This window comes from Bradyrhizobium sp. ISRA464 (assembly GCF_029910095.1).
GTDB lineage: Bacteria > Pseudomonadota > Alphaproteobacteria > Rhizobiales > Xanthobacteraceae > Bradyrhizobium.
Map to the genome: position 1 here is coordinate 5042401 of NZ_CP094526.1, position 25314 is coordinate 5067714.

Annotated in this window: 20 protein-coding genes; 8 read left to right on the top strand and 12 right to left on the bottom strand. The window is 62.3% G+C overall.

Going from position 1 to position 25314, the window contains the following annotated elements:
* Positions 1-63: 63 nt before the first annotated feature.
* The gene (locus MTX19_RS23805) at positions 64-912 is read left to right on the top strand and encodes a hypothetical protein (protein WP_280979558.1); all 849 of its coding nucleotides are present in this window, start codon (positions 64-66) and stop codon (positions 910-912) included.
* Between the two features lie 11 nt (positions 913-923).
* On the opposite strand, the gene MTX19_RS23810 is transcribed toward MTX19_RS23805, so the two are convergent.
* The 3 genes from MTX19_RS23810 to MTX19_RS23820 are packed head-to-tail and all read right to left on the bottom strand — an operon-like array spanning position 924 to position 5146.
* Positions 924-1562, bottom strand: coding sequence for a DUF4384 domain-containing protein (locus tag MTX19_RS23810; protein ID WP_280979559.1), 639 nt, complete (start codon positions 1560-1562; stop codon positions 924-926).
* A gap of 20 nt (positions 1563-1582) precedes the next feature.
* Positions 1583-3361: a caspase family protein gene (locus tag MTX19_RS23815; RefSeq protein ID WP_280979560.1), complete on the bottom strand. Its 1779-nt coding sequence runs from the start codon at positions 3359-3361 to the stop codon at positions 1583-1585.
* 57 nt (positions 3362-3418) lie between these two features.
* A complete protein-coding gene (locus MTX19_RS23820) occupies positions 3419-5146 on the bottom strand; it encodes a hypothetical protein (protein WP_280985493.1) in 1728 nt (575 codons plus the stop codon).
* A 159-nt stretch (positions 5147-5305) separates the two neighbouring features.
* On the opposite strand from MTX19_RS23820, the gene MTX19_RS23825 reads away from it, so the two are divergent.
* Together MTX19_RS23825 and MTX19_RS23830 are read left to right on the top strand one after the other, a co-directional pair.
* On the top strand, positions 5306-5587 hold the full coding sequence (locus tag MTX19_RS23825; RefSeq protein WP_280972225.1) for a hypothetical protein: 282 nt from the start codon (positions 5306-5308) through the stop codon (positions 5585-5587).
* A 98-nt stretch (positions 5588-5685) separates the two neighbouring features.
* Complete coding sequence (locus MTX19_RS23830; protein ID WP_348638317.1) at positions 5686-6666, top strand: DUF4424 domain-containing protein; 981 nt, start codon at positions 5686-5688, stop codon at positions 6664-6666.
* 9 nt (positions 6667-6675) lie between these two features.
* On the opposite strand, the gene MTX19_RS23835 is transcribed toward MTX19_RS23830, so the two are convergent.
* Genes MTX19_RS23835 through tssI form a run of 9 tightly spaced genes read right to left on the bottom strand, consistent with a single transcriptional unit; the run spans position 6676 to position 20286 of the window.
* Positions 6676-8484: a serine/threonine-protein kinase gene (locus MTX19_RS23835; RefSeq protein WP_280985494.1), complete on the bottom strand. Its 1809-nt coding sequence runs from the start codon at positions 8482-8484 to the stop codon at positions 6676-6678.
* Positions 8481-9257 carry a protein phosphatase 2C domain-containing protein gene (locus MTX19_RS23840; protein WP_280979564.1) on the bottom strand — a complete coding sequence of 259 codons (777 nt, stop codon included), beginning with the start codon at positions 9255-9257 and terminating at the stop codon, positions 8481-8483. Before MTX19_RS23840 ends, MTX19_RS23835 begins: the two co-directional genes overlap by 4 nt.
* A gap of 6 nt (positions 9258-9263) precedes the next feature.
* Positions 9264-9965 (bottom strand): type VI secretion system-associated protein TagF, encoded by a 702-nt coding sequence (gene tagF / locus MTX19_RS23845; RefSeq protein WP_348638199.1) that lies wholly within the window; start codon positions 9963-9965, stop codon positions 9264-9266.
* Positions 9962-13507, bottom strand: coding sequence for a type VI secretion system membrane subunit TssM (tssM, locus tag MTX19_RS23850; RefSeq protein ID WP_280985495.1), 3546 nt, complete (start codon positions 13505-13507; stop codon positions 9962-9964). Before tssM ends, tagF begins: the two co-directional genes overlap by 4 nt.
* A gap of 43 nt (positions 13508-13550) precedes the next feature.
* Positions 13551-15077, bottom strand: a complete 1527-nt coding sequence (tssL, locus tag MTX19_RS23855; RefSeq protein WP_280979566.1) for a type VI secretion system protein TssL, long form — start codon at positions 15075-15077, stop codon at positions 13551-13553.
* Positions 15074-16411 carry a type VI secretion system baseplate subunit TssK gene (gene tssK / locus MTX19_RS23860; protein ID WP_280978142.1) on the bottom strand — a complete coding sequence of 446 codons (1338 nt, stop codon included), beginning with the start codon at positions 16409-16411 and terminating at the stop codon, positions 15074-15076. The genes tssL and tssK overlap by 4 nt, the downstream gene beginning before the upstream one ends.
* 48 nt (positions 16412-16459) lie before the next feature.
* Complete coding sequence (gene tagH, locus MTX19_RS23865) at positions 16460-17836, bottom strand: type VI secretion system-associated FHA domain protein TagH (RefSeq protein ID WP_280979567.1); 1377 nt, start codon at positions 17834-17836, stop codon at positions 16460-16462.
* Positions 17837-17848: 12 nt separating this feature from the next.
* Positions 17849-18412, bottom strand: coding sequence for a hypothetical protein (locus tag MTX19_RS23870; protein ID WP_280979568.1), 564 nt, complete (start codon positions 18410-18412; stop codon positions 17849-17851).
* A gap of 5 nt (positions 18413-18417) precedes the next feature.
* A complete protein-coding gene (gene tssI / locus MTX19_RS23875) occupies positions 18418-20286 on the bottom strand; it encodes a type VI secretion system tip protein TssI/VgrG (protein WP_280979569.1) in 1869 nt (622 codons plus the stop codon).
* A gap of 342 nt (positions 20287-20628) precedes the next feature.
* On the opposite strand from tssI, the gene MTX19_RS23880 reads away from it, so the two are divergent.
* The 5 genes from MTX19_RS23880 (at position 20629) to tssE (ending at position 25314) form a co-directional block, all read left to right on the top strand.
* On the top strand, positions 20629-21942 hold the full coding sequence (locus MTX19_RS23880) for a type VI secretion system ImpA family N-terminal domain-containing protein (RefSeq protein ID WP_280979570.1): 1314 nt from the start codon (positions 20629-20631) through the stop codon (positions 21940-21942).
* Between the two features lie 108 nt (positions 21943-22050).
* Positions 22051-22578 carry a type VI secretion system contractile sheath small subunit gene (tssB, locus tag MTX19_RS23885; RefSeq protein WP_280979571.1) on the top strand — a complete coding sequence of 176 codons (528 nt, stop codon included), beginning with the start codon at positions 22051-22053 and terminating at the stop codon, positions 22576-22578.
* Between the two features lie 17 nt (positions 22579-22595).
* Positions 22596-24098 (top strand): type VI secretion system contractile sheath large subunit, encoded by a 1503-nt coding sequence (gene tssC / locus MTX19_RS23890; protein WP_280979572.1) that lies wholly within the window; start codon positions 22596-22598, stop codon positions 24096-24098.
* Positions 24099-24148: 50 nt separating this feature from the next.
* Entirely contained in the window at positions 24149-24634 is a 486-nt protein-coding gene (locus MTX19_RS23895; RefSeq protein WP_280979573.1) for a type VI secretion system tube protein Hcp, read from the top strand.
* Positions 24635-24765: 131 nt separating this feature from the next.
* Complete coding sequence (gene tssE / locus MTX19_RS23900) at positions 24766-25314, top strand: type VI secretion system baseplate subunit TssE (RefSeq protein WP_280979574.1); 549 nt, start codon at positions 24766-24768, stop codon at positions 25312-25314.

The following is a 25314-nucleotide window of genomic DNA, read 5'->3' on the forward strand; positions in this document are numbered from 1 at the left end:
ATGAAGCCGACGGCAGTCTATCTTCCGCCAAAACACGTAACGGTCGCCACCAAGTTCGATGTCGTGATCTGGCTGCACGGCTTCTACGTCAAAGACCATGAATTCCTGTTCCACAACGATCCCGCGCGATTGCGCGAACAAGTCCGCGATTCCGGCAAGGACGTGGTGCTCATCGCACCATTCCTGGGCTACGAATATGCCGTCGGCGACAGCTTTGTCGGAAACTACAGCGTCAAGGACCTCGCAAGCCCGAAATGGGGCGAACGCTACCTCGATGAGATCCTCGGGGCTCTTGCAAGCTTCCTGGGCGCCTCCTCCACTTCCATTCCTCAGCTCCAGATAGGCAAGCTCATCATCGCGTGCCACTCCGGCGGCGGCAACGCGATGCGCAATCTCGTCGGGAGCCTCGGAAAGTATCAGTCGAACCTGACGGCATGCTGGGGATTTGACTGCCTCTACGGCGCCAGAGCGCAGCCCGACGATGCGACGTTCTGGTACCAGTGGCTGTCGGGACAGAGCGGCCGCGCGCTCGAGATCGTGTACGGCCCGTCAACTCTGCCGCAATCCGTAAAGCTCGACCTGATCGGACGCGGGCTGGCGACGATCGATGGCAATCGGGCTCAGCCACAGCGCCCTGCCCTCAAGAACCTCAACGTAAGCCTGGGTCACTACGATTTGTTTCCGGCGTTCGGCCAGATGGTCAGGGTCAACGATCCGGACCCGGCTTTCGTGGATCGGTTCATGATTCCGCAGGTCGCCGACCAACCCCGGCTGCACCATAAGCCGGCGCCACAGCACGGGGAATTTCTCCAGCAAGCGATTTCCAACGTTCGCGACGCTTTTCCCTTTCCGAAGGACATTCATTACATGATCGCCCGGGGTGGCTTCTTCAGCCGTCTGAGCAAGCTGTAGCCTCACGGGGGTCACTTGATGGAATAGGACTTGACGTCGAACGACCAATTGTTCGTCACCAGCTTTCCGCTGTCCGGCACACGCAGCTCACTGGTCCAGGCCGATAGAAAACTCAACGCTTCGGCCTGCCCTTGCAGCTTGCGGGGCAAGTCGGGCAAATCGAGCAATTGCACACGCCGTTCGCTCAGGATCGCCACCATCACCGCGGACCCGGTCGGCGGTGCGACGACATATTCAAACCCACGCTGTCGCGCCGCCGGGGTCGGAACAACGAATTCGACCCCAGGCTTGACGAGATTGATGTCGCGCCCGTCCGACTGCTCCAACAGCTCGGGAGTCGGAAAGATCTGGGACATCCGCCCTTCCGCATCGACATCCACCAGGATGAGATATCCTGGCTTCCTGGCGGTCACACCGAACGAAACCTTGCCGCCAACGCTGACAGTCTGACTCGGCAGGATCTCAAGGGACACACTTGCCGCATTGGTCTGCCCGCGTGCTGCCTGTACTGGCCAAAGCCATGGTGCGTTCGTCGTGTTCACGTGCAGCGATGCCGATGGCAGTGGCGCTGCGGATGCAGCCCCGCTTCCCACCAGCAGCAGGAATGCGAGCCAAGATCGCTCGTGGCGGATCGGCTGCGATGTCGGCATAGCCTGCTTCTCCCCAAAAGTCAGGGAGCGCTAAAGAAGCCGATCGAGGCAATCCGTGCATCCGCAGGCAAGTAACGCTCGAGGCTCTTGATCACCTGCCCCGAGGCAGGGCGCCGATTGAGCTGCATCAGGACCGTCTCAAGATCGACCATGCGCTGCTGCGAGGTCACTGCAACAACCTGCTCCGCACCGAACGGCTCGCCCACCCTGAGTGGCAACCGCAGGCTTTCCGATCGGGCCAGCGGCGCATCCGAACCCACCGGATACAACATCTGGATGGTACCATCGCCGGACACATTGAACAGCAGGACCGCCCTTGATGCCACATCGGACAGGTCAACTTCGATCGTCTGGCCGGCGCGCTGCTGTCGATCGTCCGGCCAAATACGCATCATCTGCGGCGACCGGGTCGCCATGCGCTTGAGTTCACGGATTGCTGCAGTCCGGTCAACCACCGTCGGCAAACCGGCAAGGTCTACCCCATAGGCGACCACATCACCCCAGGCGATCACATCGTGGGATACAGGGTCCCAGATCAGGTCGGGATTGTCCGTCGGTTGAACAGCCTGCACGGTGACGTCCTTTGGCGTCACGCTCGCAAAATAATCCATCTTGCCGTCGAGCGCTGCCAGTCGAATCGGCGCCGCGAGGGGGAAGCGCGTCGGCACGGGGCTGGTCGGAGCTGCCTTGGTCGCAGCGGCAAGAGTCGGAATGGTGGGTGCCTTGGCCGTGACAGCCGACGGCGCCGGCGCCTGTCCCTCGACGGGCGTCACCGCTCCGGCCTGGCCCGAGGCCGTTCTGGCGGCCGGCCCTTGGATCAGCACCACACCGCGCGTCAGTTCGAAGGCGACGTCGGTTTCCGGCGTCTGCCCCGGCGATGATATCGTCACGATGTTCTGGCGCTGGTCTGAGAGCTGATACACCACCTGCCGAACATTGCTGAAGAGCTCCTTGAGCGTCACCTTCCCATCGTGATTGATGTCCGCGCTGCCTTCCATCGCCCGCGCGACCGCATAGCTCAGAGCCCCGCGCAGACCATCGATGCCAGGAATCCGCACTTCCGGCGCCTTGGTGTAGCGATCAACCGCTGCCAGGAACGCGGTGTGGTCGAAATCGAACTCGGACTTCGGATCGTTGCTGTCTGATACCGGCTTCAGTTCGTCGACCAGCAACGTGTAGCGCGGCACCTGCCGGAAGCTCATCTCCGCGGCACGCGGATCGATATCGCGCACCATTCCGCCGCCGTGGCAGGTGTCGGCCACGAAGATCACCTTGGCACCGCGGAGTTCGAACTGCCGGATGAAATGATTGAACTCGCTGCCCAGAATGCGCTCAACGGACCCGCTTGGCGTGGTTTCGAAGCCCGGCAGCAGGAACACATTCTCCATCCCATCCGGTTCCGAGCCCTTGACGCGCTCCGGCTCCTGGCTGCCATGACCGGCGATCGACAGAAGGATGAGGTCGTTGTTCTTTGTCCGCTCCACCAGTGCGCTGATCTCACGGAGGACGCTTGCTCTGTCGGCTTGGGCGTTGGTCAGCTCGACGACATCGCCAACACCCATGGACTTCAAGCTGGTCACGATGTCGGTAGCGTCGGCGACCGCGCCCTTCAGTTTGCGCACGTGCTGATAGTCGTCGATGCCTATCACGAGCGCGCGCACGGCCGCACCGTCTGGATTGCTGATCGACAGGCCTCCTGCCGCGTGCGCCTGTGGGATTGTCAGGCAGATGAACGCGGCGAGCCCGATAGTGGCGCATAGCCGCCCGATCCCGCAATCAAGTCCTCTGGGCATCCGCATCGTGACCCACCTCGACATCATGCCTACCCATTCTGTAGCGCCAACGACAAAGGTGGTTCAGCGCCTCTTACTTGCCGTTTTACGGCCCGCCGGCGCTTCGGTCTCTTGATAGGCGCTCGCTGAAACCGTCGTCTGATCATCCGCAAAGGCGCGAAAGCGGACCGGAACGTAGCCGCGCGCGAGCAGGCTTGCCAACGGATAGACGTTGCGGCAGACGCGGCCGTTGCAGCCGCCCGTCGAGGATTCCATTACCTCCGCCTTGCGATCAGGTGTGAACCGCAGGAACAACATCACGTGTGAGCCCGGCTTGTTCAGCGCATCGCCAGGCTTCAGGTCCCAGGGATTTGCCACGGGCGCTGCGATCGCGGGGATGGCGGCGGTCGTGTAGTGGACGGAGAGTCCCCACGCGGCGCTGACGAATGCCGAACAATCGACGCCTGCCACATCCGGGCGCGGCGCGTTGCGCGTGCAGACATTTCCAGCCAGCGTCCCGTTCTCGATCCGCTGCCGGAAGTTCGCGAGCGAACCGTGGCAGCCCCAGCAATAGGGTACGCCGCGCACCTCCTGGTTCACCTTGCCCTGGAGGTACCACGGTCGGCGAATCCGGTTGAAACCGCTGCACTGGCTGTCCGGATCGCTGCCGTAGTTCGCCTGCGTCAGCTTCCACTGAAGGCCTTCGAATGCAAACGCGGTCTCGATCGTCTGCTGACGATTGGACGGCCGCACCGCGGCCGTCGCGTTGAACTTCACGTCGGGCTTCTCCGCCGGCGTGGCTGCCGTTCGCGACGGCCGCACGTCGATAGCCGAAACTTTACCCAGGGGACGGAAGCCGACGCCAACCACTTCGATACCGTCCGGCTTGGTCCGCAGGAAATAGACGTCGCCATCGCCCGAGACCGTGACGAAGCGCCTGGTCAGCGGAGTATTTTCCAAAGGCAGTTCGTAGATTCCCTCGAGACGCCCGTTCGCGGCATAACGCGCGACGAATGTGGAGGCGTTCTTCCCCGATGGGGGAATGTCCTCGGCCAACACGTAGAAGCGGTCGCTGTTGTCTATCTCGAGAAACTCCACGGTGCCGAGCTGGTTGCGCACGCGCAGGCCGAGCTGTGCAATAATCTCGTTGGTTACCATGGTTTGGATCTCGATCCGCACGCTGGCGTTGCCCTTGTCCGGAATGATGTCGGCGATCACCGAGCCCTTGCTTCGGGAAGCGACATATTGCCGGTCGGGTTGCCGCGTCGTCTTGATGATGGCCGCGCGGGTGTTCCGATCAAGCAAGTCCGTCGCGCTGTCGGGCGCCTGCGATCCCATCTGGGCGAAAGCCGAGACAGCGACCCGATCGTCCGCACCACGGCTCGAGACCTCCTCAAGCTGGATCACGTCGCCACCGAGTCCGCGCGTGGACTGTCCTGGCGCCGCCTTCAGCGTCCGCACGCCGCCGTCCCAAACCATGATGTCGTCATTGTGGACAACGAGATCGGTCGGCTGGACGTCCTTCGGCATCTTGAGGACGTCAGGATCAGAATTCGGCTGTTTGGGATTGAACTGGAGAATCCGGCCGTTGATCTGATCGAGCACAAACAAGTTGCCCTGCCCGTCAGCAGTGAGCGCCTGCGGGCCTCCGAGTTCCACGTCCACGCTGGCCGGAATGATACCGACCATGGAAGCAGCAGAACCGCCGGCAAAGCTGCGTACGACGGTATCTTCGGCATGCGCCCTCACGGCGAAAAAAGCTGCGCCAACGATGAATATCCAGATCCAGATCCAATGAGTTCGACGAAGCATGTTCACCTCAACATACCCCGAACCGATTGCCGTGTCGGACCGACTAATCCGAGATGCCGGTAATGCGGCGCGTCAATTAGTGGCGAGAAATTTCAATCGCGTTCAATTCTATCACTGGACGGTGATCGTCCGAACCTCGTCAGCTTGCGGTGCAAAATCATGGCCAGGAATAGATTTGAGCAGGTCAATGAAATCCAACCCGACGCTATCACGCTGGTCCTGAAACGTGACAGCGATGGCGCCTCCGGGTCGGTCGTGTTGCCGGCCGCCGCGAGTGGGGGACGGCTGACCACTGACCAGGTCAGCGCCCAATTGCCGGCCCAGGACGCCTTTCGCGGCGCGATCCGGCTGGCCAACGACGTAAAGCTCGCGATCGTGGTGTGCGATCCTGATGGGGTCTGGAAGTCCGAATGGGGCGATCTTTATCAGGCGATCGATTGACCCACACCGGATGGAACCGGCATATGTTGCGACGCCACATGGAGACTAGCATGGTGGACGAACCGGCCAACTCGCCGTCGTTCCGAACGCGGACCTTGATGGTCGCGCTATTGGTCGCGACCAGCTGGCCGGCACGGGCCAACGACTCGGCTGCGGAGTTGTCGATCGGCGGGCTCCAGTTCGTTCGCACCAATGACGTGGCCATGGCGAGCGAGGACCTTCGTATCGCGCTCGACAGGATCAGTGTTCGCTACCAATTCTCGAACGTCACCACCAAGCCGGTGACGTTGACTGTTGCCTTTCCGCTGCCCGACATCGACCTGTCGGAGGCGGAGAACATTGCGCTGCCGTCAAACGATCCGGTCAACTTCGTCGACTTCGAGACCAAAATCGACGGCAGCCCGGCGCCGCTGACCATCGATCAGCGCGCCATGGTTGGCAACAAGGATGTCAGTGCCCTGCTCCGTGAGCTCAAGCTGCCGCTACTGCCGATCGGTGGCCGCGAGATCCGGGCTGCCGACCTGCCCGCGGCGATCCGAACCCGACTCGTAGACGACGGGCTGCTTATGCCTGCCGGCATGAGCGACAACGGTCGCCAGCAATATGCGCCGGGCTGGGTCACGAAGACCTCGGCTGTGCGCCAGCAGGTGTTTCCGCCCACGCGAACCGTCACGGTCGAACACCAGTATCGGCCGAGCGTCGGCTCCAGCCCTGACACCATCCTGCGCTCGAGCCTGCGCCGTAGCAGCGCTCTCAGTCAGGAGGTCGCGCGTTACCGGAAAGAGTATTGCGTCCAGGATGCGCTCCTCGCCGAGCTCGACAAGCGCGCAGGCAACAGCCAGGCCAACACCGCGAAGCTGCAGGAGCGGCGCATATCGTACGTGCTCAAGACCGGCGCGAATTGGGCCGGGCCGATCCGGTCGTTCAAGCTGACCATCGACCCAGGCGGCAGCGACCGCTTGGTGAGCTTCTGCCCCGGGCGGCTCAAGCCATCCTCCCCCGGAAGCACGCTTGAATATACGGCAAACGACTTCAAGCCGGATGCCGATCTGAAGATCCTGGTGATCGGAAAGTTCTGAGCGTGCCGATCAGTTCGTGAGCAGCACGTAGCGTGCAGCCGCGGTGATTGTCATCTTGTTGCGCTGAGCCTCGCTCAGCGCCTGCAGGAAGAACGTGTCGGCGGCCGTCGGTCGCGGCTGGCGCAACGAGTCCAAGACCTGCGGGGTCGCTACGACCAACAGCAGTTGCGGACCACTCGCGCGCGCTGTCGGAAGCGTAAACGAAAGCGAGTCGATGCCGGGCTTCAGAAGATAAGACAGGCTCTGAACCTCGCCGCGATCAGACACCATAAGCAACTCCACCACGCGATTGGCGAAGTTCTCGATAGTGCCGTTGAGGGTTTCGCCGGCCTTCAGCTCTGTCGCCGATAAAGTGATGCGGGGCGCTCGCGCCTGATCGCTGCCGACCTGACTCAAGAACTGTACGGCCGGGCATTGCGCCTGGGTCACCTGCCTGACGCCGACCGAGGCCTCGAATCCCTGCTCACGCCGGAACGCCTTGTCGAAGGTCTCGAACGGGGCGGTCGAGGCGCCGAAGCCTTCGATGATGGCGGCGTTTTGACTCACGGCAACCGGAAGGACGAAGAAGCAGTCACCGCCCGAGTATTGAGCCACATATTTGCGGATGCGCTCGGCTCGCCCCGGCCCATCGAGTGCCGGAGTCGGTGCCACCGTGGGCTGCGCGGATAGCTTCACTGGCTCCTGGCGTCCAGGTTGCGATCCAGCAGGTTCGACTTTTGGCGGCGACATTGTCCCGGCGAGTTTCGGAGGTGGCGGCAAGGCCGCCACGCCGGGCGCCGACCAGACCAGCTTGTAGAAGGCATATCCACCCCCACCGAACAGGACCAGCACCGCCGCCACGCCCGCACCCAGCCAGAAGCTGCGCGGACTCTGCGCGGTTGATGGAATCCTGTCCTGCGGCGCCGGCGCCGCGCTTTCAGGTCGCCGCAGCGGATCGAAGCCGTACAATGGCGTGGAGGGTGTCTGAGCCGAACCGGTCGGCACCCAGTTGGCGACCTCCGCCATGGTCGGACGCAATGTCGGATCAGGCTGGAGCATCTGCTCCAGTAAAGGCCGGATGCGCATGTCCACCGCACCGAGATCGGGCACACGCCGGCGCTTCTCCACCAGTTGAAACTGGCTGCCGCCCATGTCGAGCTTCTGTCCGGTCAGCGCATGGAACAGCACGAGACCCAGGCTGTAGACATCGGATTTCGCGGTGACCTCATTGCCGTGCAACCCTACCTGCTCCGGCGATGCGTAGTTGTCCTTGCCGGCGAAGCCCGAGCCAATGATGGTCTTGTCACCCATCTGAGTCGACCGGGCGATACCGAAGTCTATGATCTTGGCCCGCCTGACATCGTCGAGCGGCACGATGATGTTGTCCGGGGAAACGTCGCGATGGATGATGCCGTGCTCATGGGCAGCCTCCAGACCCGATGCGACGCGCTGCTTCAGCTTGATCAGTGCCTCGAAGGTCAACGGTCCTTCGTCGAGCATGTTCGAGAGCGAGCGGCCGTTCACGAACTCCATCGCGAGGTACGGTCGCTGCAGCACCGGCTCCACGGTAAACAGGAAGTAGCGAACGATCGCGTCGTGCGGAAGATTGTGAAGCGCTGCGGCCTCCCGACGGAATAGCGCCAGCGCCGCCTCGTTGTCGATCATGTCGGGCAGCAGCATTTTCACGGCAACCGGCGATCCGGTTTGGATCTCGCGGCACTTGTAGACCTCACCCATGCCGCCCGCGCCGATCATCGCTTCGATCTCGTAGATGCCATTGAGCCGGGTGCCGGGCGGCACGCCGTGGTAGGACGATCGGAACGGATCGTTCGAGGTCATTGTTGCGACTCCCGATTGAGCGGCGATCGTGTCGGCTCCGAGGATCGCGGCGTCAGCAGCCGCACGATCACGATCGTCACGTTGTCGAGCCCGCCGCGATCAAGAGCCAGAGCGAGCATGTCATCGCAAGCCGCTTGGGCGCGCCGCGTGACCGCGTGCTGCAGGATCTCGTCATCCTGCAAGTGCTTGGTCAGGCCATCGCTGCAGATCACGAAGATGTCCTCCGGCTCGGCCGGGCCTGTCACCACCTCGAACTCCGGATCATCGGCGACGCCGACAGCCCGGGTAATGGCATTGTTCGGCCAATCCTTCACGTCTTCACGCGACAGCGCGCCTTCGGCGATCAGTTCCTCCAGTTCGCTGTGATCATGCGACACCTGGTTGATGCGGCCGCGGTTGATCAGATAGACTCGACTGTCGCCCGCCCATATGCAGGCATAATAGCCGTCGCGCACGAGCAGAACCGCCGCTGTGGTACCGACGGTGGCACCCTGTCGTTCATGGCTAAGCGCCAATATCTGCTGGTTCGCGCTGAACAGTCGCTCCTCGCATTCCGCCAGCAGGTCTGCCGCTGACTCCGGCGTGCCGATCGCATCGAGCGACTCCACTACGATGCGACTGGCGAGATCGCCCGCCTCATGACCGCCCATACCGTCGGCGACCGCCCACAGGCCGACATCGGTTCGGACCAGACATGAGTCCTCGTTCCGCGCCCGCACCCGTCCGGCATGGGTGACGCTACCGACATCGAACGAGGATGGGATGTGTACCATCGCGCGTCATCCCGACTTGGATGCTGCACGGTCGAGATCGCCGGTCATCAGCGTGGAATAGTGAAACGGATCCGGCAATCCGCGGCAACACAGCGCCATTGACGGAAAGCCTTCCCCTCCGGCGGTCCACCAGAAGCTGGCCGCGGCGTAGACCGGTGGGTTGGCGGCGCAAAGTGCGGCAAACGACCCGGCGAATGCGTCGACCGCGGAAGCCCTTCCCATTGTCGCGGCGCCCAGCGACGTGATCGGCGGACCGTCGGCGACGGTCGCCTGCAGTCGCGGCACCGCGAGACGATCGAGTGCATCGGAGATCTGCTCGAAGGTTGCGGCCCGATCCAGGGTCGAGAGCAGGAATGTCTCCGCTTGCCCGAACCATTCGTCCTGCGGATCAATGTTCGGAGGCGGCAGCGAGGCGTCATCGCCCGTTACCGCGTGCAGCGTCAGTGGATAGTATCCCCCTACCCCGTCGAGCGAGGGCATGATTGCACCAGCCACCGTGGTGCCGCAGATCGCGGCGCCGAGCCAGAACCGCCAGACTGGCGCGGTCAGGAAGGCCTGCTGCCAGCCTGGGCCAAGCTGGTGGCGGCTTGCCGACAGCGCAGCCTGCATCCACGGCTCCCAGGCTTCGAGGAAGCTGCGCGGGGTCGCGATCGCGATGAAATCGCGCTTCACGCCGATCTTGCCGAATAAACCGCAGCGCATGGTCATATCCCGGTCGGGCAACGAAACTCGCGGAGCACTGACAGATTCAGCGGATTGCGCAACGAACCGGTCGAAATGTGATAGTTGAGCTCGCGCCCGGCGACGATGAAAGTCGCGCTGGCGGTTTCCGCCTTCGTCACCAACGAGCCCGCTTCCAGCATCCGGAACAACGACCAGGGACCGATGCGCTCCAGCACGGACGGCGGACCGGTGTCGTTGCTGACTGAAATCGCCGTCCGCGGCGATGGGCCCGGCCATAGGACGGTCGTCGGCGCGTTGCTCTGTGGCTGTGGCGGTGGCGCAGGTTGCGGACCGCCGAAAAAGGACGAAGCGGCCGGTCCCGGAGTGGTGGGGCTCGTAATAGTGGTGCCGCCGATCTCAGTCTTGACGGTCACGCCTGGCTCGCCTGCCCCAGGCGGCCGGATCGCGAATGACACCGCCGGCACGCCGCCGCCCGTCTGGAAGAAGGCATCGCGGATATACGCCGCATTCTGGAACTGTTTGAGCGTGTCCGGCGAGAACGACCGGCCGACGGGGCTCTCTTTTCGCCAGACCCAGTTCGACCGCGACGTGTCGGCGTAGGGTGCCAGGTACTGGCTGAAGAACTTGTCCATAACGCCGTTCGGACTGAACAATTTCGCGAAGTCCGCGAGCGGGACCTCCTGGCTGCTGCTGCGGACAAACGGATAGCGGTTGGTCACCGTCTGTTGGCAGACCGGCGTGACCTGATCGCGCAGCGACTGCAGGATCTGTCCGGCGGTCGAGGCCGCGATACTGCCTTCGAACTCCCCGGCAGCCGCCCGCAGCATGTCGGAAAATGGCGGCGGCATGCGCGAGGCATTGTTGCGAAGCGCTGCGACCTGGGTCTGAAGCGCAGCGGTCGCCTGCGCGGTCAGTTGCGGATTCTCGATGATCAGCGTCAGGTTCTGCGCGATGTCGTTCAGATTGGCGATGGTCGAGTCGATCGGCCGGCGGGTACTCTCGCCTTCGAGCACCGCATGGTAGGGTTTGAACTGTGCCTCGATCGTCGCCCCGAGCGGTCCGTCCTGGGCATTGCCGAAGAGTGCCGGCGCCGGCGCGGCGGCGGCCGCGGCGGGCGCTGCGGCGGTAGCGGACTTCGCCCTTTCCTTTGTCAGCATCGTCTCGTCGCGCACCGATTCCAGGATTTGCCGCATCGGCGAGGTCGGCGCCGAAAGCGCCCTCAGCACCTCGTATTTCGGCTTGTCGGCGAGCAGCTTCTTCAGGCGCAGGCTGCCAAGTGCCGCTCGCCAGGTCGTCACGAACTCGTTGGAATAGATGTTGAGCAGATCGCCGGCCAGACTGTCGTACTGCTGGTCGATGGCCGACTGCTGACCGGCATCGCCCAAGACCCAACGCTCCCGCTTCATGCGCTCCGACAATCCGGGCAGCCGGGCGATGAACTTCTGATGGAAGCCGTTATACGTGAAGAACTCAGGCACCCGCACGGCGTCCAAAGACTGCCCTGTCGTGGTTTCGAACACCACGGCCATGTCGGGGCCCCCGCGGCGGCCGGCGATCCAGTCGCCAGCAGTCGATGTACGCGCTTCCGATTTCAAAAACTCGTAGGCACGCTGCGACACACTCAGGCGCGCCAAGGAATTCTGGGCCTGCTTGATCAATCGGCCGTCGAGTTCGACCAGCGGCGGCTGCTCGGTCTCGAGGTCGAACATCGCCACGAGGTTTTCGTCGAGCAGACGCCTCCCTTCCGCGTTGGTCGCGCCGGGATAGAGATTGTCCGCCCAGTCACGCTGCATCCAGGAGCGGATCAGCTCACGGTCCGGCGACTGCAGGCCACCGAGCATCAGATAGACCTTCAGCGCCTCGTAGACGAAGGCAGGTTCGTTGATGCGCGCATTAAGCTGCTCCTCCAGCCGATACAGCAGACGTGGCCGGAACATGCGCTCGAGCGCCGCATGATAGGCTGCCTTCGAGGGCGATAGCAGCCGGGCGTGCTGGCTGAGCCCGTAGCGCGCCGACAATGGCACCGGCTCGTTGCGCGATCCGTACCCCGCCGGGGCGTTGCGCAGCCGGTAGAGCAGCGGCAGCACCTTGTCGAGATCATGATCGGCGATCAGCGTCTGCTTGATGAGTGGCGCTCCGGCGACCGCGTACTCGCTATCCGCCTGCAGGCTCTGCTCGATCAGATCGGAGTTGCGCTTGTAGCTCGTCAGCCACGCCGTGATCAGTCCGATCGAGACCAGGCCGATCAACGACAGCGCTGCGGTTTTCAGGATCAGTGCACGGCGCACTGCGGCACGGTCGGTCGAGACCCAGTCGGCCTCGCCGATGATGACCTTGGAGATCAGATCAGCGAGGAAGTAGCTCTTGCCCGTGCCAGAATAGGATCCGGAGCCAACCTCCTCGGCGCCGAACGTACGCGCCAGCGACCCGATCAGCTGGTCGATCGGCGTGCCTTGCTGTGTGCCGGACGTAAAGTAGAACCCGCGCAGGTTCGCATTCACGTGATAGCGCGTCGGCTCGAAGATCTGGTTGAGGAAATCGTGGATCTGGGGCTTGAGCCGCGCCATCTGCGCCGGAAAGCCGAACAATTGCACGCGGTGCTGCGGCGTCGGCTCGTCCTGCAGGCGGTCGAGCGTCTCCTCGCTCAGGCGCTCCAGCAGACGGTCGAACTCGACCGGGATCTGCCCCACCAGATTCCGGGTTTTGTCGGCGGTCTGGAACGTGGCGCCCCAGACCTGGCGGCGGCCGGCCTCGCTGAGATAGGCGAAGTATTCGGTGAAGCCGGCAACGAGATCGGCCTTGGTAAATAGCGCGTAGACCGGGAAGCTGACCTTGAGCCTTTGATACAGCTCGAGCAGGCGCATCCTGATGGCATCGGCGTGAAGCGCGAGTTCCTGCTTCGGCAGCGTCAGCACGTCTTCGATACTGATGGCGACGAGGACTCCATTGATCGGCTGGCGCGACCGGCTTTTCTTCAGGATGTCAAGGAATGCCAGCCAGCTGTCCTTGTCGGCCTTGGTGTTGGAATCCTGGGTCGTGTAACGGCCGGCAGTATCGATCAGCACGGCTTCCTCGGTAAACCACCAATCGCAGTAGCGGGTACCGCCGACCCCCGCGATCGCCGCTGGCGTCGCCCCGCGCGCGAGCGGAAATTTGAGCCCGGAATTGACCAGCGCCGTGGTCTTGCCGGCGCCGGGCGGACCGATGATGACGTACCAAGGCAGATCGTAGAGATAGCCCGACTTGTTGCCGCTTGCAGTCTTCAGCGTTGCGAGCGCATCCTTCATGCGCTCCTTGAGCACCGGCTCATCACTGACGGGCTGATCCGCACCGCTGATGCCGTCGGCAATCTCTTTGGCATTCTTGCGCCGCTTGAACAGATTGAGGCCCACGATGCCCGCCACGGCCGTGGTGAGCAGCAGAATAGCGATCTCGCGGACGATATGGTTCTCCAGCGGCCGCCAGTCGCCGAACGCGACGAAGGGACCGGCGAAATAGATCACCGCCCCAAGCGAGCTGAGCCCGACGCCGTAGAGAACGATGCGGAGAATGTCCTTGGCAAGCATCTAAGCGTACCTGTCGCAAACCGCATGAGCTGGCGGTATCTGCCTATTCACTGCGTTCGATAAAGATCTCGACGCGCCGGTTCTTGGCGCGTCCCTCAGGTGTCGTATTGCTCGCGATTGGCGCATCGGCTCCCTTGCCCTCGACGTCGACGCGCGAACTATCGGTCAAGCCCGGCTTCAGTGCGGCTGCAACCGCCTTGGCGCGCTCGACCGACAACTCGAAGTTCGAAGGGAAGCGCACTGTGTGGATCGGCGAACTGTCGGTATGGCCGACGACCCGGATTCGTCCCGGCTCCTTGTCGAGTGTTGCCGCGACGCGGGCCGCGACCGGCTTGAAGCCATCGAGGATGGTGGCCTGGCCCGATGCAAACAACGCCAAGTCACAGACCCTGATCACAATGAAGCTCGCGGTCTGGTCCGCCGTCATGGCACAGGCGGTGTTCTCTTTCGCGAGCGCGTTGCGGATGCGCTGCAACTGGGTAATGCGGTCCGGTGGCGGCGGCGGTGGGGGCGGTGGCGGTGGCGCAGCGACCCGGCGCTTGAGCTCGATCGGGTCGCCCGGATGGAGCGCGAGCGCCACCTGGGCAGCATTCTCTGACCGGCCGGCGAGGAGTGTCCGCAGGACGAAATAGGACCCGGTCAGCAGCGCGGCGACGATGGCCGCCACCAGCCAGACTGGAATACGCAAACGCTGCCGGCGGCCAGCCAGGGCCTGCCCGCGCCAGTTGGGCGACAGGTCGCCAATCGCCTTGGGCCGGACCCGGCGCAGCGTTTCATAGAGGTTGCGCTGGATCGCCTGCAGGTTCGCAAGCCCGCCTGCCGACGTGCGGTGAATGCCCTGGAAGCCGAGCGCAAGGCAGGCGTGCTGAAGCTCGAGCACCGGATAGTTGACCAACGGATCAACCTTCAGATGGTCGAGGATCTCGAAGAAGCGGACGCCGCCGATCCGCTCGCCGAAGAACCGGCTCAGCATCGAGTATTGCGTCCAGACGTGGCGCTCCTCGGTCGGGATGTGTTGCACGATGTCGTCGGCCGTGGCGCACAGGATGTATTTCGCTGTGTTGGCCTGGTGCTCGGAAATGCCCGCTGAACGGATATCCTTCTCGAAGAATTTGATAGCGTCGGCGACCTGCTCCATCAGGCTCGCGAATGACGCACGCATGAGCGCCACCCGCAACCGGCCAAGCAGTTGCAGCAACGGACCCGCAGCGCGCATCACCGGATTGGCGTTTGGCGCGACCAGATCGTCAACGCGCAACGGCGGTCCCGGCGGCAATATCGGATGCGGCGCCTGGGCTTGCGCGGGTGTCGAGATCCATTCCTCAGTTGGATGGCTGATCGGTGCGGCGGCGTAGCTCGAGCCCTGCGGGACAGGAGAAAAGGATGAGGGCGGCGCAGGCGCGTCGGGAGAAGGCAAAGGCGATGGCGAATAGGCCGGACGTGCGGCAGGTCCCTCGCCCGGAGGAGGCTGAGAGGTCGGCGCCGGCGGCAACTTCCCGCCGGGGTTGGGACGGATGATCGTCCGTTCACCCCGACCGAAAGGATTGACCGGCTTGTCCCTGTCGTTCATGGCCTGTCTTCCAGGATAGCCCAAAGGTACAGCTCAAGCTCTGGCCAGTCGCCGGAGAAGTGCATCCCGATCGAGGCCGCGGTGCTGAACTCAGGCCATAGCGGCGACTTGCGGTCGAGATAGAAGTAAACGTGATCCGTGATGGCCCGGATGTGCGGCGGCGGCGTCGGCAAATGCACCAGCGTCAGCCCCGGCAGATTTGCGTGTACGATCTCGTTCATCTTTGTGTTCGGGCCGACCTTGAACAGGTGCGGGAACTCGTTCTGAATCTCTACGAGCGGCCGCCGTGCGGCAACCTCCAGCACCAGGGTCGCATTGCGGAACAGCGCCCGATCGCGGATCGGCGATACGAATGCGTTCTGTGCGCGTTCGATGATCTCCAGGCGGATCGCCCGGCGACCCAGCCGCGCGCTCAAGAAATCCTGGATGTCGCTCACCAGGGGTGTGAAGACGTTCTCGAGATCGTCGTGATCGTACGCTGGATAGTTGCGCGCGCGCCGTTCCGCCGTGGCAAATGTCGCAAGTTCACCCGCGAACCTCAGCAATTCGTCGTACAGCCGCTCGGGATGCACGCTGCCCGAACGCTGGAAATGGGTCAGCACAGGAATCGTACGATTCAGCACTTGCAGCACCAGATAGTCGACGCTCTGCAAACCGCCACCGGATGACGGATCAACCGCATAACGCGCCAGCTCGTCGAGCTTGGTCTCGACCCAGCCAATGATGCGGTTGAGCCAGCCATCGATGATCGGATGTGCGGCGCAGACCAGCATCGGCGGCACGAATTTATCGTCGAAAAGGATATTCTTGTCGCGCACCTCCAGAATGCGCGCGATGCCAAGGCCCATGTATCCGGGCTTGCTGGTCTTGCGCAGTTCGAACGACAGCCTGGGGTAAGCGATGTCGATCTCTTCCTCGATGCGCAACGCCGAGGTCGAGTCGATGAAGGTCTCCGAAGTACGAACATAACGACTGGCACTGTCGGTGCGGTCCTCATCCACCTCGCGGGTGTTTGGCGCTGCGACTGGCATCATCAGCCAGACGATCTGACCTGCGGCCGAATCCGGCACTTCGATCGCCTCCGGGATGGGGCTATCCGCAGGAATATCGAACGGCGTTCCGTCCGGCATGACGCCGGACGCATTGCGCAGCGCGAACTTGCTTTGTTCGGTAAGGTCCCTATCGATCTCGAGCTGGGCGAACCCCCAGGGGTAAGGAGTTGTGTAGCGAACGCGCTTTTCCAGCAGATGTTCGATGTAGCGATCGTTCTGCTGCAGATGATGCGGTCGCAGAAACAGACCTTCTGACCAGAAAACCTTGCTGTACCAAGACATTCCCGCATCCACTTGGCAATTGTCGGCGATCGCGTGATCGCCGACAGTTCATTTTGACCCGGCCTTGTCGGCGCGGTCGTAATAGTCCGAGAAATGCAACATAAAGGTATCGATGGGCGCGCTGTTGTCGCGGCCGAGATGCGCCTTCCAGCGCGTCAGGAACTCGTCCCAGAGCTTGCTCTTGTTCGTGCCGAGCCAGGAGCTTGCGCCGCGCTGAAGCTCGAGCTCCCGCGCCATCAGCGTCGGATCGATACTGGCGATGAGCTCGCGGACAGCGTGCTGCATCGCCATGTACGTCTTCAACTGATGTAATTTGAGGTCGCTGAATCCTTGCGCAAAGGCGCGTTGCGCGTCGAGGTAACTACGCGTCGGCGGTCCGAACAGGATACGCATCGCCTCTTCCGAGGTCGGCGAGAATTTCAGTGGATTGTTCTCGATGGCCTGGATGGTCGTCTGGCTGGTGCTGCGGGTGAGCTGCTTGGCCTGTGTTCGCGCCTGCAACAGCGCCATCAGATTATCCACCGTCATGCGCAAGATGATGCCAAGCTGTTCAGCGAGTTCGGCATCGGTCCTGTTGGCAAAGAAATGGTCCTGCAATCCTGCAGCGCGTGCCACCAGCCGCGCGAACTCGCCACGGCCGACTGGCGTGGCGGTGGCAGGCCCTTCGTCTGCTGCCTGCGCCGGTTGCGGCGCGTCAACCTGCAGTCGCGATGCCGATGGCGACGGCTGGACAGCCGCAGGTTCATCATCGGTCCACACCGATGGCCGGCGCGGGATCGGCATGGCCGGCGGGCGCTCGGCTTGCGGTTTCGGCGCGGCCACCGGACCGGCCGCCCAGCTCATATCATCCTGTACAGACGGCTGGTATGGAGGCATTGGCGATGAACGTCGAACAGGGTCCACGCCCGGCGCCGGAACGCTCGCCGCCCAATCCAGAAACTCCGGATTGACGGGCCGCGCAGCCTCGCGTGGCGTCTTCAATTGCTGCGGATCGAGCGGCGGCGGCACGTCACGATCGGCTGCCCAAAGCTCCCCGTAATTCGCATGCTGCTGGACGGGTGGCGCATGCAGTTGTGCCTCATGGTTAGGGACACGACCGCCACCCTCGCCCTCCAGCGAAACTGCGATGATGTAATGGCCGATCGTGAGCCGATCGCCGTCGCGCAGGCGGTGCGGCCCCCGCATGCGCTGGTCGGCGCCGTTGAGAAAGGTGCCGTTGGTCGAGACGTCGTGCAGCCAGTAGCCGCCGTCGCGAAAATGCACCTCACAATGCTTTCCCGAAATCATCCGCGCCGGATCCGGCAACGTCCAATCGAGGTGACGGTCCCGGCCAATATCGACCGAACGCCTGCCGGTGACCGCAAATGACACGGGGCCGCCGTCGGGAAGGTTCGGTTCGTTCTCGATATGAAAGCGAAGCACCATCACATCGTCTCGTTAGCGTGAAGGGCGCGGTTCGCCGCGTGCCAATTGAATACCATCCTCCAGGCATGCCGTCATTATCCGGTCGCGGGAGTCACGGGGCAACCGGCAAAGGCCGATCAGTAAGGCTGCGCGCACCGCGCGCGCGGCTTGGTCTGGCTTGGCTTCGACCGGTGAAAATTCCGCGGGAACCACGCTTCCGCCGGACCAGCCGGCCGCTAGCGCCAGCCATGTCGCCGGCTGCTCGGGATCGTTGGCATTACCGACGGCCAGTGCCTTGTTCCGGGATTGCTCGTCGGGTTGCCGAACCCAGGTCTCCACGAAGTCCAGCGACCTGCTATCGTCGGCGTCGAAATGGTCGAACATGCGTCGCAACGAGCGACATCCCCAGGCAATGGCCACGCGCCTAGGGAGCAGATAGGCGCAGAAAGATACGGCCAGGTGCCAGTTGCGCGCATCCGCGGCCTCCTGAAGGAAATCCAGCGAAGGCTTATCGGCGTCGGACTTGCCGACATCATAGCGCGCCATGGGATAGGCTTGAAGCAGATCTTGAACCGTGCCGAACCGAACCTGACCCATGACCGTCAGCCGACTAGGGTTGGAGTGCCGTGAGCGACAAGCGGACCACCGGCTGCAAGCGCCAGGGCGGCCTGCGCCGTCATGGAGATGGTCGGCGCGTTGATGACGATACCTGCCGGGGTCAGGATAATCTGGCTGGGACCAACCTGCAGTGTAATGTTGGCATTGGCCATGAGCGTGATGCTGGTGCCTGCATTGACAGACTGGTCCATGGCCAGTGTGATGTGCTGGCCACCCAACTCGACATCGAGCTTGTCGTTGCCGTTCTTGAGCGTGGTTTTGCGCGTGTCGCCGCCCAACGCAACTTCGCCGATGGTCCGCGTCTCGCTGTCGCGGACCGTAACGTCGTAGTCCTTCTCCGCATGGAGCGTGATCTTCTCGGATCCCTTCTTGTCCTCGAAGCTCCATTCGTTGTAGCCGCCGCCCCCCTTGGTGGAGTCCGACTTCAACCCGGCAATGGTCTTCTTCGACGGCAGATCGTAGGGCAGCTTGTATTCGTCGTTGTACACGGTTCCGATCACCAGCGGCCGATCCGGATCCCCTTCCAGGAATTCGACCACCACTTCCTGTCCGACGCGCGGTATGACCTGACCGCCCCAGCGCTTGCCGGACCAGACCTGAGCTACGCGCAGCCGGCACGATCGCCTCTTCTTCCGATCCCAGAAGAAGCGAACATAGATTTCGCCAAGCGACTCGACGTCGATTTCCTCGCTCGAATTGTCGTCCTTGGTCACCACCTTGGCCGTTTGTATGCCGTTGATCCTTGGCTTCGGCGTCATCATCGGCGCTCGGAACGGCCGGTCGCTCGGCAGAAACTCGTAGCTGCCGAAATACACGTGCTGCCCAGCGTCGCTGGGACCGCCAGTCCGGTAGGATTCGATCGAAAACGAATGCGTGGCTCGCACCACGAGGTATTCAACGTTCTGCGAGTCCTTGGAGTGCTTTTCGAGCTTCGTCAGCCCGCCGGGAAGCAGGTTGACGGCGTCGCCGTTGCCGCGGCGCCGCCGATCCATCGCCTGCTCGGCCTGGAGTTGGATCTTCGCGTAGCGCTCGCCGTCGGACTTTTCCTTGAACTTGCCGGGAAAGTCGTAAAACTCCATCTCCGATCGGGTGTAATGCTCGGAGCCCTTGGCGTCGCTAATCATCTGCGCGTTGGGCTTCTGATAATTGTAGTCGTTGAGCTCGATCTTGCCGGTGCGAAACCGGCGCTCCGAGACCCATTCGTAGATATGCTGCTCGCCGCGACGGTCGGCTCCCGTCAACGGGATGTAGGGAATCGTAGCAAGACCACTGATCGGGCTGTGCGACGATTTGGAGTCTGCCAACACCAGCGTGTGCTTGCCGCCCTCATGCTTGAAGAAGTAGTAGATGCCGTGCTGCTCCATCAGCCGGCAAACGAAGTTCAGGTCAGTCTCGCGGTACTGAACACAATACTCAAGCTTCGGACAGGAGCCCTCTTCGGTCAGCTTGGATTCATAATCAGTGAAGCCGCGTTCGTTGAAGACCTCCTTGATGATGTCAGGCGCCTTCTTGTCCTGAAAGATCCGGCAATCGGTGGTGCGCGACAACAGCCATAACCAGGGCTTCAGCACGATCCGGTAGCTGAAATAGTCGTTCTTCACACCGAGCCACTGGGCTTCCGTCAGAATGCCACTGAACTCGCGCTCCTTTCCATGCAGCTTGATCGTCAGCGTGCACTGCTGACCGATCGCACGGTCGAAGTCCAGGTCGGCATCTTCGCTGAGACACTCGATGCGATATTCGAACGGTTCGCTAAGACCTTCCGAGCCCTCGAATCCGACGAAAACCAGAACGTCCTTGCCGAGAGGCGTCTTGAGTTCGCAGAGGCGGGTATCCTGGGTAAGCTGGCCCATGTGGGCGTTAAACTCCCTGACTAACCACCTGATCGGCTGCAAGGAGCAGATCAGGCGTCATGCAAGAACCACGGAATCCTGCCGCCACTGGCAGTGCCGGCAAGTCCGCCCCGGGGCTGAGCCTCCTGACGCGCTACAGCAGCCGTCCAAAGAACCACCCCAGCCCTCAAGTAGTCGGCTTCAAGAGCTTGCCGGTTCACGCGAAAATGTCATGATCGTCGGGAGTGAACCGGGACCGGCAAGCATCTGACCCATAAGACAAGCGGATCATGATCCCCCTGCGTGATCCGCTAGTGTCACGTTCGGCAGAGGGGCCATGGCCGAGCAGAGGACGATCCTCGCATGCTTGATGTCGCCTCCCTGACGCAGCCCATAGCCGCCGACGATCCCTGTGGGCCGGATCTCGATGCCGTCGGAGACGTCCAGTATCTCAACTTCTTCGCAGGTGCGGAATCCCTGCTGCCGATGTCGTTCTTCGAGGTCGTCAACGCCAACGGAGAGCGCGGCCGCTTCGATCCGAAGGCAGTCGACTTTGCCGGCCAGTTTGCCGCCGCGCAGCCCCTTCTGGCGCGCACCCGCGATCTGCGCCTGAACATGTTGCTGGCCAAGTTTTCCATCCTCAACCGCGATCTCGACGGCTTTCTCAGCTGCCTGAAGGCGACCAACTTGCTGCTGCGCGAGCAGTGGGAAGCGGTGCATCCGAGGGGCGAGGACGGCGACTATGCGCTTCGCGCCGTCACGGTCGAAGCGATCGACGTCTTTCCGACCGTGATCAACCCGCTCCAATTCCTTCCCCTGATCGAGAACCGCAGGCACGGCAGCCTCAACTACCGCGCCTATCAGGTTGCCAAGGGCGAAATTCCCGCTGGCGACGCCGACGTCGACGGGCCAGATCTGGCAACCATCGAGCGCATCGTCAGCGAGACGGACCTCGACACTCTGAAGGCCGCCAATGCGCAGTGCGCCGCGGTCGCGGCCGAAATCGCAGACATCAAAGCGATCTGGCACGAAAAGTTGAATTCGAGGCAACCCATCAGCCTCGACAGGCTCTCCGGGTTGGTTAACGGCATGGCTGCCTGGCTTGCGGGTCTCGTCATGGAGCGTGATCCGGCCGCGATTGCCGCACCTGCTGAAGACGCCGTTCCCGTCGACACGCAAGCGCCGCCGGACATGACCGGAGCGCTAGCCTCATCGGCGCAGGCCTCCGCAGCGCTGGCCGCGGCGGCCGACTACTTTGCGCGAATGGAACCATCCAACCCGGCGCTGTTGCTGGTGCGTCAGGCCCAGGAGATGGTCGGCAAATCGTTCATCGAAGTGATGCGGATGCTGGTGCCCTCCCACGTCGAGAGCGCTGTGATCAACATCGGGCGCGACAAAGTCTTCGACCTGCCGATCGAACGGATGGCGGAGCTTGCCCCCTCGCCGTCATCGACGACCGAGATCGACGCTCACGATATTGTTTTTTCAATAGAAAATAGAACTCAAGCCTTAGGCCTGCTGGCGAAGGTAGCGTCGTTTTTCCGAGCCGCGGAGCCGTCCAGCCCGATCCCGTTTTTGGTTGATCGCGCGCGCGATCTCGCACAACGAGACTTCCTCAGCCTGTTGAATGACGTCCTGCCGGAGGGCGCGCTGAAGACAATCGACAAATCGCATTGAACCCGCCTTTCGCTCGAGCGGACTAACTGAACGTGAGGAAGGCTGAGGCGCCTTGTCAACCTGCGTCGCGCAAATCGGCTTCCAAAGCGATTTCGTGGAGAGGGAACCATGGCTACGGACAGCGGTCAGAAATTCATTCGGCGGAATCGTGCACCGCGCGTGCACATCACATACGAAGATCCATACGACGCCGAGCGGCTGATCGAACTGCCGTTCGTCATGGGCGTCCTCTCCGATCTTTCCGGCAACAACCCCGGCATCGAGAAGACGAAGGTCGAGGAACGCAAGTTCCTCGAGTTCGACATGGACAATTTCGACAACCGCATGGCGGCAATCCAGCCCGGCGTGACGGCGCGCGTCGCCAATCGTCTCAGCGAAGAGCCCGACGAGAAACTCTCCGTCAACCTGCGCTTCAACAAGATGGCCGACTTCACGCCGGTGGCAGTCGCCCGCCAGGTGCCGGCTACGGCCAAGCTGCTCGAGGCGCGCGAACAGCTCGCCAACCTGCTGCGCTACATGGATGGCAAGGTGGCCGCCGAGGACCAGCTGAAGAAACTTCTCGCCGATCCTCAACTGATGGCCGCGCTGCGCGAGCGCGCGACGAACCAGTCTACCGAACCCGATACTAAGAGCTAAGGGAAGGAATGGGGACCATGGCAAAAGAAGCTGCTCATAAAGAGACCACCACCCAGGTCGGGACCGTCGAGGCGAACGAGTTCGCCGCTCTGCTGAAGCAAAGCTTCAAGCCGCGCACTGAACGTGCAGCGACCGAAGTCGAGAACGCGGTATCCACGCTCGTTCAAGAAGCGTTGAAGGACACGAGCGTCATCAAGTCGGACGTGCTCGATACCATTGAGGAGATGATTGCGCGGATCGACCAGAAGCTGACTGCGCAGATGAACGAGATCCTTCACGCACCCGAGTTCCAGGCGATCGAAAGTGCTTGGCGCGGCCTCCACTACCTCGTCTTCAATTCGGAGACCGACGCTAACCTCAAGATCCGGGTTATGAACGTCTCCAAGAACGAGCTGTATCGGAATCTGCGGCTCTACCCCGATGCGCGCTGGGATCAGAGTCCGCTGTTCAAGCAGGTCTACGAATACGAATTCGGCCAGTTGGGCGGCGAGCCGTTCGGCTGCCTGATCGGCGACTACTATTTCAGTCACCTCCCCACCGACGTACAGTTGCTTCGCGATCTCAGCAAGATCGCCGGCGCCGCGCACGCACCCTTCTTCAGCGGCGCCGAGCCGACCCTGATGGGAATGGATTCGTGGACCGAACTGTCCAACCCCCGCGACATTGGCAAGGTGTTCGACACGCCGGAATATGCCGCCTGGAAGGGACTGCGCGATCAGGACGACTCGCGCTATCTCGGCCTGTGCATGCCGCGCGCGCTGGGGCGCCTCCCCTACGGCGCGAAATCGGAGCCCGTGGAAGAGTTCGCCTTCGAGGAGGAGACGGACGGGCACACCGGCGACAAATACGGTTGGATCAACGCCGCCTATGCGATGGCGGTCAACATCAACCGCGCCTTCAAGGAGTTCGGCTGGTGCACGCGCATCCGCGGCGTGCAGTCCGGCGGCGAGGTCATCAACCTGCCGACGCATACATTCCCGACCGACGACGGTGGCGTCGACCTGAAATGCCCGACCGAGATCGCCATCAGCGATCGCCGCGAGCACGAACTTGCTAAGGCGGGCCTCATCCCGCTGATCCATCGCAAGAACACCGACAAAGCCGCCTTCATCGGCGCCCAGTCGCTCTACAAGCCGAAGAAGTATTTCGGTGAGAAGGGCGTGGATGCAACCGCGTCCGACAACCTGTCGTCACGTCTGCCCTACATGTTCGCAGTGTCTCGCTTTGCGCATTATCTGAAGTGCATGGTTCGCGACAAGATCGGATCCATGAAGGAGAAGGATGAGCTGACGGTCTGGCTGCAGACCTGGATCAACGAGTACGTTGATGCCAACCCAGCTCTGTCGTCAGAAGCTCAGAAAGCGCGCAAGCCGCTGGCCGCTGCGAAGGTTGAGGTCGTAGCAAACGAGGAGAACCCGGGATATTACAACGCGCGCTTCTTTCTTCGCCCACACTTTCAATTGGAGGCGATGGACGTCGGCCTCAGTCTGGTTTCACGCCTGCCGGGCCCCAGCTCCTGACGCCACAACATCGCAACCGTAAACATGCAGAATTTTGAGAGGACTATATTATGGCTGTCGATATCTTCTTAAAGCTCGATCCGATCAAGGGCGAGTCGCTGGACGACAAGCACAAGGACGAAATCGATATTCTGAGCTGGTCGTTCGGCGAGAGCCAGACCGGCACCTTCCACAGCGGCTCCGGCGGCGGCGCCGGCAAGGTCAGCGTCCAGGATCTCCACTTCACGCACTTCGTTGACAAGGCCACGCCGGAACTGTTCAAGGTCTGCGCGAACGGCAAGCACATCGATAGCGCCATCCTGACTGTCCGCAAGGCCGGGGAACATCCGCTGGAATATCTCAAGATCGAGATGAAGCACGTTCTGGTCAGCAGCGTATCGACGGGTGGCTCGCACGGCGAAGAGCGCCTTACCGAAAATGTGAGTCTGAACTTCGCGAAGGTCAAGATGACCTACAAGACCCAGACGGACAAAGGCGGCGCCGGAGCTTCGCCGACGTTTGGCTGGGACGTTCCAGCCAACAAGGAATGGGCCTGATTGTAGGCCTCGTCTGACGCCGGTTGCGAATAGCGGGAGCCGGCGCCAAGCGGTGCGATTGGCGACGTCACGTCGAAGACCAACTGGCGCCCCACCAAATTGCATGCGGGTCGGGCGTCATGGGGACATGAATGACCATTACGCCAAAGAGAGATCGGCTCTGTCCCCCATTGATGCAGGCCTTTCGCTCGGCTCATGAAGCGCGCGATGCACGCAAGAAGCTCAATCTGCGCGATGAGTCCGGCGAGCGCGTCATTGCCGGGCGGCGCAGCGCGGGCCGTTTTCCTATCTCGGAAACGTTGCTCCGGCGCGAGGTTTCCCATGACCTTGAAATGCTCCTCAATACCATCGCTCTGGAATCGACCCTGAACCTGAGCGCCCGGGATTGCGTGCGAACATCGATTCTGAACTACGGCTTCCCCGATATTGCCCACCGTTCGATCGGCGAGGTCACGGACGACGAACTCACCGACGCGCTGCGCGTGACACTGACGACTTATGAACCAAGGCTCGATCGCAAGACGATCCGGGTCCGCCGCGACGGCTCGGTCGGCCCCGAGCAGCTCAAGTTGCGCTTCATCGTTCACGCCGACCTGAAGGTCGAGCCGCTCAACGTCCCCGTGGAATTCGTCGCCGACGTCGACCTCGACAGCGGCGACATCCAGATCAATCGACTTTAA